Source organism: Pseudarthrobacter sp. NIBRBAC000502770 (genome assembly GCF_006517815.1).
GTDB lineage: Bacteria > Actinomycetota > Actinomycetes > Actinomycetales > Micrococcaceae > Arthrobacter > Arthrobacter niigatensis.
In genome coordinates, this window is record NZ_CP041198.1 from 186,328 (window position 1) to 201,019 (window position 14,692).

Consider the following 14,692-nt stretch of genomic DNA (forward strand, 5'->3'; position numbering starts at 1 on the left):
ACCTCCTGTGCAGGAGCAGTGGACGGACCGGCGTCCACAAAACGACACTGCTTTCCGGCCCGATTGGCTGGAACAGTACCCTTTGACCATGAGTCTTTCCGAGCACCAGGCCGCGTCCCTTACACCCGAGACCGTGGTGGTGGCGGCCGGACGTCCGCCGAGGGAAAGGGACCAGCCGGTCAACCCTCCCATCACCCTTTCGTCCACCTACTTTGGGACCGGTCCGCTTGGTGATGGCGACCGGGGCTACGGCCGGTACTCCAACCCCACCTGGGACCCCTTCGAGGAGGCACTCGGCCAGCTTGAGGGAGCGGCGCTTCCCGGACTGCTTTACGCATCCGGACTTGCCGCGGTCAGCTCTGCGCTGTCCCTGATTCCGGCCGGCGGGGTGCTGGTCATGCCCAACCACAGCTACTCGGGCTCGCTGGTGATGGCCTCCGAACTCGCCCAAAAGGGCTTCATTGAACTCCGGACCGTGGACATTGCCGATACCGGCGCGGTCCAGGACGCCCTTGCGCCCCAAGGTCCGGCTGCCAAAGCCGCTTCCATGCTGTGGCTGGAGAGCCCCACCAACCCCATGCTCGGCATCGCGGACATGGCCGCCGTCGCTGAAGCCGCCCACGCCGCCGGGGCGATCGTGGTCACCGATAACACCTTCTCTACGCCCCTGGTGCAACAGCCACTGCTGCTCGGATCCGACGTCGTCCTCCATTCGGTGACCAAATACCTCGCCGGACACTCCGACGTCGTCCTTGGCGCGCTGGTCACGTCCAACCCGGACATCCGCGCTGAACTGCTGCACCACCGCATCATCCACGGCGGCATCGCCGGACCCTTCGAGGCGTGGCTCGCACTCCGCGGCCTGCGGACGCTCGCGCTGCGCGTGCAGCGGTCGCAGGAATCAGCCATGGTCCTCGCGGGCCGCCTCGCAGGGCACCCTGCCGTCGAGTCCATCCGGTTCCCCGGGCTCGACACCGATCCGGGGCACATCCGCGCGAAGGCGCAAATGAAGGGGTTTGGGTCCATTATCTGCATCCAGGTGGCCCCCGCGGCGGGCCTCAGCGGCGCCGACGCCGCGGACAAACTCGTGCGGGCCCTTGGCCTCTGGCTGCCCGCCACGTCCCTGGGCGGCGTCGAGTCCCTCATTGAACGCCGGCGCCGGCACTCGGCTGAACCCGCCAGCGTCCCGGAGAACCTGGTGCGGCTGAGCGTCGGGGTGGAGGGCGTCGAGGACCTCTGGGCCGACCTGAAGCAGGCGCTGGACACGCTGGGCGGCTAGGCTGGGTCTGTGGACGGTCGACTAATCATCAGTTACGTAGAGCAGGCAGTGTTCTTCATCCTGGGCCTGGTGGCTTTGGGTCTTGAGCTGTGGGCGTTCGTGGACTGTGCCCGGCACCGGCCCAACGCCTTCGAAGCCACTGGAAAACGGACCAAGACCTTTTGGCTGGCCTTGACCGGCGGCTCGGCCCTGATCGGCGTGATTTCGTTGTTCGGTTCCGGCGGGGGCCTCTTCAGCACGCTGGGCCTGTTCGGCCTGGCCGCGGTGGTCGCCGCTTCCGTCTACCTCGCGGATGTCCGCCCCGCCGTGAAGGACGCCGGCCGCGGCGGCAGCCGCAACATGGGCCCCTACGGCCCGTGGTGACCAGGCGCCACAGCGTCCCAGTCCACCGTTAGTTCCCCCAGGCGCCATCTGCCGGGACCGTCCTGGACCGGCCACCCGGCGTCGCGCAAACCTCGGCACATGCCCACCCAGCGCTGCCTGTTGCCAAATGAAGCAAGCGGCGCACTTCCAAACCATGCCTTGTCCATGGCCCGCATAAAGTCGTGAACACGTTCACCGGGGACATTACGGTGGATCAGCGCCTTGGGCAGCCGCTCAGCCACGTCCGAGGGCAGCCCGAAACTGCCGAAACGGACCGAAATGCTCAAGGACAGCGGCCGCTCCCGGTCCAGCGCCACCCATGTCACCCGGCGGCCCACTTCGTCGCACGTGCCGTCGATGAACAGGCCGCCGGGGGACAACCGGTCCTGCACCAGCCGCCAAATGCCCGGTACATCCGCCTCCTCGTACTGCCGCAGGACATTGAAGGCGCGGACCAGCACGGGGCGCCCCGGGACGGGCAGTTCGAAGCCCCCCACCTGGAAGGTCAGGCCGGGACGCTGCAGCGGAAGCGCCGCCCGGACGCGGTCGGGCTCAATTTCGATCCCGCAGACCCGCACGTCCGGCCTGATAACGGCGAGCCGTTCGTAAAGTTCGACGGCGGTGGCCGGCGTTGCGCCGTACCCCAGGTCGACCACCAGCGGGTCCGCCGCAGACCGGAGGCGCCAGGCCTGCGGTCCCGTCAGCCACCGGTCAACCCGGCGCATCCGGTTCGGGTTGGTGGTGCCGCGGGTCACGTTGCCCACGGGGCGGCCCTTCGCGGCCGCGGACGTCCGTCCGGAAAGTTGCGGGGCGTCCACCCGCTCAGCCTTTTGAACCACCGCCCAACCCTATCGCCCGGCGCCGGTGTCCCGCCCATCCCGGGCCCGCGGGATCCTTGTAACGCTGGGCGGGGGGCAACACCGCTCAGCTAGGATGAAAATCATGACTTACAAGCTGATCCTGCTGCGCCACGGCCACAGCGAATGGAACGCCAAGAACCTGTTCACCGGCTGGGTGGACGTTGACCTGAACGACCAGGGCCGCGCGGAAGCAGCTCGCGGCGGCGAACTGCTGGTGGAAAACAACATCCTCCCGGACGTGCTCTACACCTCCCTGCTGAAGCGGGCCATCAACACCGCAAACATCGCCCTGGACAAGGCCGACCGCGGCTGGATTCCGGTCAAGCGCGACTGGCGGCTCAACGAACGCCACTACGGTGCGCTGCAGGGCAAGGACAAGGCCCAGACCCTCGCCGAGTTCGGCGAAGAGCAGTTCATGGAGTGGCGCCGCTCCTACGACACCCCGCCGCCGCCCCTGGACGACAACAGCGAATTCAGCCAGGCCCACGACCCCCGCTACGCGGACCTTGGCGACGCCCTGCCGCGCACCGAGTGCCTGAAGGACGTCCTGGTACGTCTCCTGCCCTACTGGGAATCGGACATCAAGGAAGACCTCAAGGCCGGCAAGACCGTCCTGGTCACTGCCCACGGCAACTCGCTCCGCGCGCTGGTCAAGCACCTGGACGGCATCAGCGACGAAGCCATCGCCGGCCTGAACATCCCGACGGGCATCCCGCTGGTCTACGAACTGGATGAGAACTTCCAGCCGATCAAGCCCGGCGGCACCTACCTTGACCCCGAGGCCGCAGAGCAGGCAATCCTTGCCGTGGCCAACCAGGGCAAGAAATAGGGCATTAGCCGCGAACGACGGCGGGCTGGCCACCTGGGTGGCCAGCCCGCCGTCGTTTTATCCGAAGTGGGATCAGCTGTGCTCGGTGGCGTTCGGCTGCCACGCGCCGGTCACGAGGTACGTGACTTTCTGGGCCACGGAAACGCCGTGGTCCGCGAACCGCTCGAAATAGCGGCTGGCGAGCGCAACGTCCACCGTGGTGGCGGGGGACTCGGTCCACTCGGGGGAGGCGATGGCCTTGAAGACGCTCAGGTGCAGGTCGTTAATGGCAGTGTTCGCCTTGAGGATGTCCCGGGCCACCTCAAGGTCGCGGCTCTCCAGCAGGACCGTCAGCTTGTCGGCAATCTCCTGGTCCAGTTTGGCCATCCGGTTGAAGGTCTCCGTCATGGACGCGGGAATCACGGTGGAGGGGTACCGGAGGCGGGCCAGTTGGGCGATATGCCGTGCCAGGTCACCCATCCGCTCCAGGGATGCGCTCATCCGGAGGGATCCTACGATCATGCGCAGGTCGCTGGCGACGGGACCCTGCAGCGCCAGGATGTCGATGGCCCGCTCATCCAGGCTGTTCTGGAGGAAGTCAATGCGTGCGTCCGCAGCGATGACGTCCTGGGCGAGGTCCACGTCCGCTACCTGGAATGAGGTAGTGGCCTTTTCGATCGCTTCGCTGACCAGGCGGGAGATCTCCACCAGCTGGTCACCAACCTGGGTGAGTTCTTCCTGAAAAACCTTACGCACGTGGGCGTCCTTTCCTTGGAACTCCCGCCGGCCGCTGCAGGGCAGCAGGAATCGTATCGCCGTTGGGCGCTCTGACCTCTAACTTTGTCATCGCCCGGTAAACGATTATGCCCACACAGGTGAACGTTAGTTGAACCTACGCCGTAACTGGCCGGAGTCGGCAGGAGGCGACAGGCAAGAGCATAAAGTGGACCTGTGGATCCTATGCTCATTGGTCTGGTTGCCGGCCTTATCGGCCTGGCGCTTGGCACGTTCGGCGTGCTTGCCTACCGGGTCAGCGAGAAACAGCGTGAACTGCTGGATGTCGATGCCGGGGAGCTCGCCTTGCCGGCCGGCGCCGCGGAGGTGCTCGCCGTCGTCGGCCGCGCTTTTGTAGTGCTCGACGACGTCGACGGCGTGGTCCGTGCCAGCCCCGCAGCCTACGCGTACGGCCTGGTCCGCGGGCACACCGTAGTGCACAAGGAACTCCTGGACATGACTGCAGGGGTCCGGCGGGACGGCGTCATCCTGGAAAAGCAGCTCGAGCTTCCGCGCGGGCCGCTGGGGCAGGGAACCATTATCGTCCAGGTGCGGGCGGCCATGTTGGGTGAGGAATACATCCTGCTCCTTGCCGATGACCGGACTGAAATCACGCGGACCGAAGAGATCCGCAATGACTTCGTTGCCAACGTCTCGCACGAACTGAAAACCCCCGTGGGCGCCATCTCCCTGCTGGCTGAGGCGCTGGAGTCCTCCGCCGATGACGAAGAAGCCGTGCGCCGCTTCGCCAAGCGCATGCACAAGGAGTCAGCCCGCCTGGCCGCGCTGGTCCAGGACATCATTGAACTTTCCCGCCTCCAGGGTGCCAGCGTGACACAGCAGGGCGGTCCCGTCGACATCAACGCGGTGATCGCGGAGGCCGTGGACCGCTCGCAGCTTCCCGCCGAAAGCAAGAACATCAGCATCGTGGTCGGCGGCCGGACGGAGGGGAAGGTGTTCGGGGACCAGGACCTTTTGGTCACGGCGCTGCGGAACCTCATCGACAATGCCATCCGCTATTCCCCGCCCAACACCCGTGTTGGCATCGGCGTTCGCTCCAGGGACGGCCTGGTGTCCATTTCCGTCACCGACCAGGGGGACGGGTTGTCGCCGGAGGACCAGGAGCGCGTCTTCGAGCGCTTCTACCGGGTTGACGCCGCCCGCTCCCGCCAGACGGGCGGTACCGGGCTTGGCCTGAGCATCGTCAAGCACGTGGCGTCGAACCACGGCGGCGAAGTGACGCTGTGGTCCCAGCCAGGCCAGGGGTCGACCTTCACCCTTCGGCTGCCCGAGATGGAAGGGCAGGACGGCGACGCCGGGCCGTCCAGTTCCGTCCGGCCGGCACTGCCGCCCGCCCAGGGGACGCCCGGGGCCACTCTTACCCAAGTACCACGCGCCGCCGGCGCAACAGAACGAGGAGCTAGCGCTTGAGCAGGATTTTGATTGTTGAGGACGAGGAATCGTTCAGCGATCCCTTGTCCTATTTGCTGGGCAAAGAGGGATTCGAGGTTGAGGTGGTGGACAACGGGCTGGACGCCATCACCGAATTCGACCGCAACGGCGCCGACCTGGTGCTGCTGGACCTGCAGCTCCCCGGGCTTTCCGGTACGGAGGTATGCCGCCAGCTCCGGCAGCGCTCCACCGTTCCCGTGATCATGCTGACCGCCAAGGACTCGGAAATCGACAAAGTGGTTGGCCTGGAGCTTGGCGCGGACGACTACGTCACCAAGCCCTACTCATCCCGGGAGCTGGTGGCCCGTGTCCGGGCCGTCCTGCGTCGCCAGGGCGAGCCGGAAGAACTGATCTCCGCCACGGTCCAGGCCGGGCCTGTCCGGATGGACATCGAACGGCACGTGGTAAGCGTGGACGGCGAACAGGTCCTGCTTCCGTTGAAGGAGTTCGAACTGCTTGAGATGCTCCTCCGCAACTCCGGCCGGGTGCTCACCCGCGGCCAGCTGATCGACCGGGTGTGGGGCTCCGACTACGTTGGCGACACCAAGACCCTGGACGTCCACGTGAAACGCCTCCGTGGAAAGATCGAACCGGATCCTTCCGCCCCGCGCTATCTGGTGACCGTGCGCGGCCTCGGGTACAAGTTCGAGCCGTAGGCCCGAAGACACCGCAAAAAAGGGAGGAGCCCCTTGGGGCTCCTCCCTTTTTGTGTTTGTTTGTTCGAGCGTTCGCCTTAGCGGCTGGTGGCAGTCGCCGTTGCCGAGGTGCTGGAGGTCGCGGAGGCGGAGGAAGTTGCGCCCGCGCTGGCCGACGAAGAGGACGACGGCATGGACGTCGCCGACGGGCTGGGGGTGGGGACGTAGTCCTTGTACTCCTGCAGGGTGGCGTCCAGGACCGGAACCTTGACCGTGCTGTTGACGTTGGTGCCGTTCTCGCTGATCTTGACGTCCACCAGGGAACCCGGCTTGCCGCCGGTGGTGCTGAGGATGGCCTCATCCGACTTTTCGTTCAGCAGGGTGTAGGAGTTGGCCTTCACCGGAACCTCGGTCTGTGAGCCCTTTGCGCCGTTGACGGTGAGCTTCACATCCTTGGAGGAGGAGTTGTAAACGGCACCGATCAGGCGGCCGGGCTCGTCTTCGCCGGTGGAAACAATAAGGATGTTCCGCAGCTGCAGCGGACCGAGGTCCGCGCGGATGCCGTCCGAGGCGGAGTACTGATGGCTGGTCTGCTGGGGCGTGATGTAACCGCAGCCCGCGGTCAGCAGGCTGGCGCCAAGGGCAGCAGCCGTCAGTGCCAGTTTGCCGCGCTGGGCCCGGTTCATCGCAGTGGAACGCACGTCACGTACTCCTCGAGAAATTTGAAGTCTTTTTCAGCCATAGCCTATCCGCAAAGAGGGGCAAACGAGGATTCGGCGGTGTCACATCCCCCGCGTGAGCGCTCACCGCATGCACTAATCTGCGCATCCGTCAAGGGGGTGAAGGGGTTCGATTGGGCCGTTTTCCCGCGTATTTTCGCGGTTGGGAGCCCTTTCTCCGGCCGGTCATATGCCTGAATCGTGATAAACTGGTCTGCGGGAAAGGGGAAATGTCCACATGGTATTTGAGGTCGGCGAGACAGTAGTTTACCCTCACCACGGTGCTGCGAAGATTGAAGAAATCAAGATGCGCACCATCAAGGGCGAAGAGAAGATGTATCTCAAGCTCAAGGTGGCTCAGGGTGATCTGACCATTGAAGTTCCAGCAGAGAACGTTGACCTTGTTGGGGTCCGGGACGTAGTGGGCAAGGAAGGCCTGGAGCACGTGTTCGATGTGCTCCGTGCCGAGTTCACGGAGGAACCCACCAACTGGTCACGCAGGTACAAGGCAAATCTGGAGAAGCTTGCTTCCGGTGACGTCATCAAGGTGGCAGAGGTTGTTCGCGACCTGTGGCGCCGGGATCACGACCGGGGCCTTTCCGCAGGCGAGAAGCGAATGCTGGCCAAGGCCCGCCAGATTCTGATTTCAGAATTGGCGCTGGCTGAGAAGACCGACGAGGAGAAGGCGGCAAGCGTTCTCGACGAGGTCCTGGCTTCCTAAAGAATTTAGCCCCGGCTGCACGCGCGTGCAGCCGGGGCTTTTTTGGGCCCACCCCGCGGTGTCCCAAGCATCCAAGCCATGGTGCGGCGTCGTAGGCTAGTCCGCATGAGTGAATCACCCACGCGCCTGGTCACAGCAGTCATCGTGGTTGCCGCAGGTTCCGGGCAACGCCTTGGTTACGGCATGCCCAAGGCGGCAGTGCCGCTCGGCGGAGAGCCGATCCTGATGCATGCCCTGCGCGGCATTGTTGCTTCGGGCGTGGCCAGCCAAGTGTGCGTGGCATTGCCTCCCGGCGACGAAGGACTGCGCCGGCTGTGCGACGACTTCCGGGAGGAACTTGCGGACGGCGGCCCCCTCCTGACGGTCGTTGACGGCGGATCCACCAGGGCTGAGTCCGTCCGCGCCGGAATTGCAGCGCTGATGGAAGGCATCGAGGCCGTCCTCGTCCACGACGCCGCCCGTGCCCTGACACCCGAATCCGTTTTCCACCGCGTCTGCGATTCCCTGGTCGCCGGCGCCGCGGCAGTTATTCCCGTGGTCCCGGTCGTGGACACGGTCAAGATGGTGGCGGCTACCACCGGCGGCGACGCCGCGGTTGCCCCCGAGCTTGTCACCGGGACTGCCCGTCGCGAGGAACTGCGGGCGGTGCAGACCCCGCAAGGCTTCACCCTCGGCACGCTGCTGCGAGCGCACGAAGCTGCCCAGGCCCTGGACCAGCAGCAGGCAGCGGCCGTCACCGACGACGCCATGCTCGTGGAAATGCTGGGCACTGCGGTGCACGCCGTCCGCGGGTCGACGCAATCCCTGAAAATCACCACACCCCTTGACCTCATCTTCGCCGAAGGCCTCCTCGAGGGTCCGCTCGGTGCCCGGTGGGTGGAGGGATGAGCCCGGACACCGTCCTGCCCCGCACCGGTGTGGGTATCGACGTCCACGCGTATGCCCCCGAGGATTCTCCGCGCCCGCTGTGGCTCGGTGGCCTGCTCTGGCCCGGCGAACGCGGCCTCGCCGGGCATTCTGACGGCGACGCCGTGGCCCACGCAGCAGCGGACGCCCTGTTTTCGGCTGCCGGCATCGGCGACCTTGGTACCCACTTCGGGACGGACCGCCCGGAATTCGCCGGTGCGTCCGGTGCCACGCTCCTCGCCGAGGCCGCACGGATCGTCCGGGCTGCCGGATTCGAGATCGGCAACGTCGCCGTGCAGTTCGTAGCCAACCGGCCCAAATTCGGCCCCCGGCGGGAAGAGTCGCAAAGGGTCCTGAGCGAGGCGGCAGGCGCCCATGTAGGCGTCACGGCAACCACCAGTGACGGCCTGGGATTCACCGGGCGCGGCGAGGGCGTCTCCGCCGTAGCCACCGCCCTGGTGTACCCGCAGCCCGCTGCGCCCATCAGCTAGTCTGGAGCGGTGACCCTGCGCTTCTATGACACCGCCTCCGCCGACGTCCGGAATTTCGTCCCCCTCGTCGAGGGCAAGGTCAGCCTCTACTACTGCGGTGCGACTGTCCAGGGGATGCCGCACGTGGGCCACATCCGTTCCGCCATCGCTTTCGACCAGCTCACCCGCTGGCTGCAGTACCGGGGGCTGCGCGTCACGGTTGTCCGCAACGTGACGGACATCGACGACAAGATCCTCGCCAAGTCCGAGGCCTCCTTTGACCCGGACTTCAGCCCCGAGCCGGGCGACGTGGCCCGTGAGGAATGGTGGGCCCTGGCCTACCGCTACGAGCAGGAATTCCTGAAGGCCTACGACGCTCTGGGAGTCTCCCGCCCCACGTACGAGCCCCGCGCCACCGGACATATTCCCGAGATGCATGCCCTCATCCAGCAGCTCATCGACCGCGGCCACGCCTACCCCGCGTTGGACGACTCAGGCGACGTGTACTTCGATGTCCGCTCCTGGGACAAGTACGGCGCCCTGACCCGGCAGAACATCGACGACATGCAGGCAGCGCCCGACGCCCATCCCCGCGGCAAGAAGGACCCGCGCGACTTTGCGCTGTGGAAGGGTTCCAAAGAAGGGGAGCCCGCTACCGCCAGCTGGTCCTCGCCCTGGGGTGCCGGACGGCCGGGCTGGCACCTCGAGTGCTCCGCCATGGTGACCAAGTACCTCGGTGCCGCCTTCGACATCCACGGCGGGGGACTGGACCTCCGTTTCCCGCACCACGAAAACGAAATGGCGCAGTCGCAGGCAGCCGGACACCCGTTCGCCAACTTCTGGATGCACAACGGCATGGTGACGTACCAGGGCGAAAAGATGTCCAAGTCCATCGGCAACACCATCAGCCCGGCCGAAATGCTCGAACTCGCCCCACCGCGGGTGGTGCGCTACTACCTTGGCCAGGCGCACTACCGGTCCATCCTCGACTACCGTCCTACGTCCCTCCAGGAGGCAGCGGCCGCCGTCGAACGCATCGACGGATTCCTGGCCAAGGCTGCGGCCCGCTTCGGCGGGAATGCGGGCCCTATCGACGACGGCAGCCACGGCTCCTCATCGGCGAATGTCCAGGCATTCCAGGAGGCCATGGATGATGACCTCAACGTCCCGCGCGCCTTGGCCGCCCTGCACGAGACGGTCAGGGCGGGCAACACTGCACTCGCCGACGGGGATGATGACGGCGCCCGGAGCGCCATGCATGCCGTCGTCTTGATGACCGATGTCCTGGGGCTCAACGCCGTCGCAGGCTCTGAAAAGGCCAGCACGCGTGAGGCCGAAGCGCTCGACGTCCTGGTCGAGGCGCAGCTCTCGGCCCGGGCGGCTGCCCGCGCGGACAAGGACTGGGCGAAGTCCGACGCCATCCGGGACACCCTCAACCAGGCAGGCGTCCTGGTGGAGGACGGCCCGGACGGTGCCACCTGGAGCCTCAAGCGGGACTGAACTGGGCCGCTGTCCCCGATTTTTTTCGGGTCAGTAGACTGGTATGCAGATTCAGTCAGCACAATCAAGGGTGGGACATCATGGCCAACAATGGTCGCCGATCGGTTAAAGCGAAGAAGGGCCCAACCGTCGGAACCGGTGGCCATGGCCGCAAGGCCCTCGAGGGCAAGGGCCCCACGCCCAAGGCCGAGGACCGCGTGTACCACAAAGCGCACAAGGCCCGGCAGCTTGCCGAACGGTCTGCAGCGAAGCGGGGGACCGGTGCCCGCAGCGCCGGCGCTGCCAAGTCCGGCCCCAAGGGACGTGCCACCGAGGAAGTGGTTACCGGACGCAACTCCGTAGTCGAGGCGCTCCGTGCCGGAATTCCGGCGAAGGCCCTCCACGTTGCCATCCGCATCGAGATGGACGACCGGGTCAAGGAGTCCCTGAAGCTCGCAGCCGAACGCGGCATCCCGCTGCTGGAAACCGGCAAACCCGAACTGGACCGGATGACGGACGACGCCGTCCACCAGGGCCTGGTCCTGCAGATCCCGCCCTACGAGTACCTGGACGCCTACGAGCTCGCCGAGGAAACCGTGGACAAGTGGAAGAAGGGGCACATCTCCAACGCGCCGCTCTTCGTTGCCCTTGACGGCATTACCGACCCCCGGAACCTGGGTGCGATCATCCGCTCCGTCTCCGCCTTCAGCGGCCATGGCGTCGTGGTGCCCGAGCGCCGCTCCGTGGGCGTGACCGCCTCGGCATGGAAGACCAGTGCCGGTGCCGCCGTCCGCGTGCCCGTGGCCCGCGCTTCCAACCTGAACAACGCGCTGAAGCAGTTCAAGAACATGGGCATCTATGTCCTGGGGCTCGACGGCGACGGCGACGTTTCGCTGCCTGACCTCACGCTGGCGACCGAACCCGTGTGCATCGTGGTGGGCTCCGAAGGAAAGGGTTTGAGCCGGCTGGTCCGGGAAAACTGCGACCAGATCGTCTCCATCCCCATCGATTCCGCCATGGAGTCCCTGAACGCCTCAATGGCCGTGGGCATCTCGCTCTACGAGGTCTCCCGCCAGCGCTCCGCAGGATAACTCCGCCTGCCCGTAACCTGCGGGCGGATTCCCCGCGCCGCAGGGGCATACGGGCAGGCCAAGTGCCGTTGGCCGCTACTATTTAGGTGATGGTCATGCCGCTTTTCGACACCGCTTCCACCATGGACGCCTCCTCGGCTGTTCCCCTCGGTGTCAGCGTCCCGCGCGCTGATTCCGGCGGTACCCGGCACCACGCCGGCGGACGCGCCAACGTTGCCTGCTTCGCCCCCGGCGTCGCCAGCCTGGACATCGCCTACTGCCCTCCCGGCGGCCAGTGGCGGACCCAGACCCTGCCCAACGTCACCAAGGGAGTCCACCACGGTATCGTGGAGGACCTGCCGTACGGATCGCGCTACGGCTTCCGCCCGACGTCGGACGGCCAGCCTCTGCCCCCGGAGCTTCCGGCAGACAATGGTTCCGCCCGCCAGCCCCTGCTGCTGGACCCGTACGGCAAGGGAGTGGACCAGGGCGAGGGCTTCCTCACCAGCGTCCGCACCGCTCTCGACTTCGACTGGGAATCTGACGAACGGCTGCGTCTTCCCTGGCGCAACACCATCGTCTACGAGGCGCATGTCCGCGGCCAGAGCATGCTCCATCCTGACGTACCCGAAGAGCTGCGGGGGACCTATGCGGGCCTGGCCCACCCCGCCGTCGTAGAGCACCTCACCGGCCTGGGCGTTACGTCCGTCCAGCTCCTGCCCGTCCACTTCCACATCGACGAGCCACACCTGCAGGACCTGGGGCTCAGCAACTACTGGGGGTACAACACCGCCGCCTTCTTCGCCCCGCACCCCGGCTACGCCACCCGAGCCGCGCAGGAAGCGGGCCCGCAGGCGGTCCAGGACGAGTTCAAGGCCATGGTGAAGGCACTTCACGCCGCCGGGCTGGAAGTCATCCTCGATGTCGTCTACAACCACACGGCCGAGGGCACGGCGGACGGCCCCGTCCTGAGCTTCCGCGGCCTCGGTGAAGACACGTACTATCGCGTGGACGGCAGCGGCAAGTACATTGACACCACCGGCTGCGGCAACACCCTCAACTTCGGGGACCAGCATGTAGTCCAGCTGGTGCTTGACTCCCTCCGCTACTGGGTGGACGAATTCCACATCGACGGCTTCCGGTTCGACCTCGCAGTCACGCTCTGCCGCAACGCCGCAAACGATTTCGACCCCCACCACCCCTTCCTCACGGCCGTTGCCGCCGATCCCGTCCTGGCCGAGGTCAAGCTGATCGCCGAACCCTGGGACATTGGCTACGGCGGCTGGCAGACCGGCCGGTTCCCGCGCGGGTGGGTGGACTGGAATGACCACTTCCGCGACGCCGTCCGGACGTTCTGGCTGGCCGACCGGGCTGCCATCGATTCCGGTGGGCACGGCGGGACGATGGCAAAGCTTGCCGACGCCATGTCCGGTTCCGCGGGCCTCTTCCAGGCCTCCGGCCGTTCGCGCCTGGCGTCGGTCAATTTCGTCACCGCCCATGACGGCTTCACCATGAACGACCTCGTGTCCTTCGACCGGAAGCACAACGAGGCCAACGGTGAAGAAAACCGGGACGGGCACGGGGATAACCGCAGCTACAACCACGGCGTTGAGGGCCCCACCGAGAACAGCGGAATCCTGGCACAGCGCGCCCAGTCGCGGCGCAACCTGATGGCGTCGCTGATGGTCTCGCTCGGCGTCCCAATGATCACTGCCGGGGATGAGCTGGCGCGGACCCAGCACGGCAACAACAACGCCTACTGCCAGGACAACGCCATCACCTGGCTCGACTGGACGCTGACGCCGGAGGCACACGAGATGCTGCGCAGCACCAAACGGTACATCCGGCTGCGCAAGGAGTTCCTTGCCGCCCAGCCCCACGACTTTCCCGTCCGCGACGAACAGTCCTACCTCTACTGGTTTGACCAGCACGGCCAGCCCATGTCCGCCGAGCGCTGGAACGATCCGCAACACCGCGTCCTGCAGCTACTGCTCCGCGACGACGGCGGCGACCTTGCCGGGCTGGTAGTGGTCAACGGAGGCGCCCATGACGTCGAGGTCACCCTGCCGGATGCCGGGAAGCCGGCGCCGGGCCTGTTCGAGCTGCGGCTCACCACCTCGCCCCGCCACAAGGAGCGGCAGGGTATCCAGGTGGCAGCGGGGGAGGTCGACCTTGCCGAGGCCAACTCCATCAGCATCTACCGCACGTAGACTCCTCCATCCCCGTCAGGCAGACCCGCATGCGTAACCGCTCCATCCTCCCGCTGATCCTCACCACCCTGGTGGTGCTGGCCGTCGTGGCGTTCGGCGGCGCCGGGCTGCTGGGCCGGCAGACGGACGGTACGACGCCGGGAGCCGCCTCCAGCGCAGCGGGCACCCAGCGCGGGACGGCCACGTCCCCGGCCGCGAAGCAGTCGGCGTCCCACCGAGGAGCGAACCCATCCAGCCTGCCGGAGATCCGGGAATCCGCCTTGCCGGTGGAGGGCCGTCGGGTGCTGGCGCTGATCCGGGCGGGCGGCCCGTTCCAGTACGGCCAGGACGACCAGGTATTCGGCAACTTCGAACGCGTCCTGCCCGCCCGGGACCGCGGTTATTACCGCGAGTACACCGTTCCCACGCCTGGTGAACCGGACAGGGGTGCCAGGCGCATCGTGGCCGGCAACGACGGCGAGAAGTATTACACCGGGGACCACTACGCAACGTTCAAGTACATAGCGGAAGGCAGCTAGCACAACCATGAGAATCTTCTCCGGCGACACCTGGACCCTCGAAGAGCTGCAGGAACAGGTGGCCGACGCCGGGCGCCGCAGCGTGGTGGTCCCTCCGGCGGACAGCAAACGCACCGTCCTGGAGACCTTTGGCGAGGTGCTGGACTTTCCCGAGCATTATGGCGTGAACCTCGATGCGCTGAACGACTCGCTTCACGACTTCGCGGACAGCATCAGTGGGAACGGCAACCCTCCCGTCACGCTGCTGTGGCAGGTGGCGGCGCCGTTCCGCGCTGACCGGTCGTTCGGGATCATCTGCGAGATCCTGCAGGACGCAGAACGGTACGCGGGCAAGGACCTGGCCGTCACCGCAGTGCTTCTTTAAGTGACCGCCGTGCTTCCTTGAACGGAGCGGCAGGCCTGCCAGGAAGCAGGCCTGCCGGTCCCTG

At 66.3% G+C, this 14,692-nt stretch carries 16 protein-coding genes; 13 read left to right on the forward strand and 3 right to left on the reverse strand.

Translation table 11 applies throughout. The features are described 5' to 3' along the window. Nucleotides 1-88 precede the first annotated feature (88 nt). Both NIBR502770_RS01300 and NIBR502770_RS01305 read left to right on the forward strand, forming a co-directional pair. On the forward strand, nucleotides 89-1,279 hold the full coding sequence (locus NIBR502770_RS01300) for a PLP-dependent aspartate aminotransferase family protein (RefSeq protein WP_141180780.1): 1,191 nt from the start codon (nucleotides 89-91) through the stop codon (nucleotides 1,277-1,279). 9 nt (nucleotides 1,280-1,288) lie between these two features. Continuing rightward, entirely contained in the window at nucleotides 1,289-1,642 is a 354-nt protein-coding gene (locus NIBR502770_RS01305; RefSeq protein ID WP_141158096.1) for a DUF2516 family protein, read from the forward strand. Here the strand turns inward: NIBR502770_RS01305 and NIBR502770_RS01310 are convergent. Beyond that, complete coding sequence (locus NIBR502770_RS01310) at nucleotides 1,627-2,481, reverse strand: class I SAM-dependent methyltransferase (protein WP_141180781.1); 855 nt, start codon at nucleotides 2,479-2,481, stop codon at nucleotides 1,627-1,629. The genes NIBR502770_RS01305 and NIBR502770_RS01310 overlap by 16 nt on opposite strands. A gap of 103 nt (nucleotides 2,482-2,584) precedes the next feature. On the opposite strand from NIBR502770_RS01310, the gene NIBR502770_RS01315 reads away from it, so the two are divergent. After that, nucleotides 2,585-3,331 carry a phosphoglyceromutase gene (locus NIBR502770_RS01315; RefSeq protein WP_141158094.1) on the forward strand — a complete coding sequence of 249 codons (747 nt, stop codon included), beginning with the start codon at nucleotides 2,585-2,587 and terminating at the stop codon, nucleotides 3,329-3,331. A 72-nt stretch (nucleotides 3,332-3,403) separates the two neighbouring features. Here the strand turns inward: NIBR502770_RS01315 and phoU are convergent, their stop codons facing one another. Further along, on the reverse strand, nucleotides 3,404-4,066 hold the full coding sequence (gene phoU / locus NIBR502770_RS01320; RefSeq protein WP_141158093.1) for a phosphate signaling complex protein PhoU: 663 nt from the start codon (nucleotides 4,064-4,066) through the stop codon (nucleotides 3,404-3,406). 204 nt (nucleotides 4,067-4,270) lie between these two features. On the opposite strand from phoU, the gene NIBR502770_RS01325 reads away from it, so the two are divergent. Together NIBR502770_RS01325 and NIBR502770_RS01330 are read left to right on the forward strand one after the other, a co-directional pair. Then, on the forward strand, nucleotides 4,271-5,515 hold the full coding sequence (locus tag NIBR502770_RS01325) for a cell wall metabolism sensor histidine kinase WalK (protein ID WP_141183266.1): 1,245 nt from the start codon (nucleotides 4,271-4,273) through the stop codon (nucleotides 5,513-5,515). Then, nucleotides 5,512-6,192, forward strand: a complete 681-nt coding sequence (locus tag NIBR502770_RS01330) for a response regulator transcription factor (protein WP_141180782.1) — start codon at nucleotides 5,512-5,514, stop codon at nucleotides 6,190-6,192. The genes NIBR502770_RS01325 and NIBR502770_RS01330 overlap by 4 nt, the downstream gene beginning before the upstream one ends. A gap of 77 nt (nucleotides 6,193-6,269) precedes the next feature. Here NIBR502770_RS01330 and NIBR502770_RS01335 read toward each other — a convergent pair whose 3' ends face one another. Next, nucleotides 6,270-6,857, reverse strand: coding sequence for a hypothetical protein (locus NIBR502770_RS01335; protein ID WP_141183267.1), 588 nt, complete (start codon nucleotides 6,855-6,857; stop codon nucleotides 6,270-6,272). A gap of 271 nt (nucleotides 6,858-7,128) precedes the next feature. Between NIBR502770_RS01335 and NIBR502770_RS01340 the strand changes: the two genes are divergently transcribed. The 8 genes from NIBR502770_RS01340 to NIBR502770_RS01375 all read left to right on the forward strand — a co-directional run bounded on the left by NIBR502770_RS01340 (nucleotide 7,129) and on the right by NIBR502770_RS01375 (nucleotide 14,628). Next, nucleotides 7,129-7,611, forward strand: coding sequence for a CarD family transcriptional regulator (locus NIBR502770_RS01340; protein WP_011690592.1), 483 nt, complete (start codon nucleotides 7,129-7,131; stop codon nucleotides 7,609-7,611). A 105-nt stretch (nucleotides 7,612-7,716) separates the two neighbouring features. Further along, nucleotides 7,717-8,499, forward strand: coding sequence for a 2-C-methyl-D-erythritol 4-phosphate cytidylyltransferase (ispD, locus tag NIBR502770_RS01345; RefSeq protein ID WP_141180783.1), 783 nt, complete (start codon nucleotides 7,717-7,719; stop codon nucleotides 8,497-8,499). Next, nucleotides 8,496-9,008 (forward strand): 2-C-methyl-D-erythritol 2,4-cyclodiphosphate synthase, encoded by a 513-nt coding sequence (gene ispF, locus NIBR502770_RS01350; RefSeq protein WP_141158090.1) that lies wholly within the window; start codon nucleotides 8,496-8,498, stop codon nucleotides 9,006-9,008. Before ispD ends, ispF begins: the two co-directional genes overlap by 4 nt. Nucleotides 9,009-9,017: 9 nt before the next feature. Next, entirely contained in the window at nucleotides 9,018-10,487 is a 1,470-nt protein-coding gene (gene cysS, locus NIBR502770_RS01355; RefSeq protein ID WP_141180784.1) for a cysteine--tRNA ligase, read from the forward strand. Nucleotides 10,488-10,567: 80 nt separating this feature from the next. Beyond that, the gene (gene rlmB / locus NIBR502770_RS01360; protein ID WP_141158088.1) at nucleotides 10,568-11,557 is read left to right on the forward strand and encodes a 23S rRNA (guanosine(2251)-2'-O)-methyltransferase RlmB; all 990 of its coding nucleotides are present in this window, start codon (nucleotides 10,568-10,570) and stop codon (nucleotides 11,555-11,557) included. Nucleotides 11,558-11,646: 89 nt separating this feature from the next. Then, nucleotides 11,647-13,746, forward strand: coding sequence for a glycogen debranching protein GlgX (glgX, locus tag NIBR502770_RS01365; RefSeq protein ID WP_141180785.1), 2,100 nt, complete (start codon nucleotides 11,647-11,649; stop codon nucleotides 13,744-13,746). 29 nt (nucleotides 13,747-13,775) lie between these two features. Then, the gene (locus tag NIBR502770_RS01370) at nucleotides 13,776-14,264 is read left to right on the forward strand and encodes a ribonuclease domain-containing protein (protein ID WP_141158086.1); all 489 of its coding nucleotides are present in this window, start codon (nucleotides 13,776-13,778) and stop codon (nucleotides 14,262-14,264) included. 7 nt (nucleotides 14,265-14,271) lie between these two features. Further along, nucleotides 14,272-14,628 carry a barstar family protein gene (locus NIBR502770_RS01375; RefSeq protein WP_141158085.1) on the forward strand — a complete coding sequence of 119 codons (357 nt, stop codon included), beginning with the start codon at nucleotides 14,272-14,274 and terminating at the stop codon, nucleotides 14,626-14,628. Nucleotides 14,629-14,692: the final 64 nt, after the last annotated feature.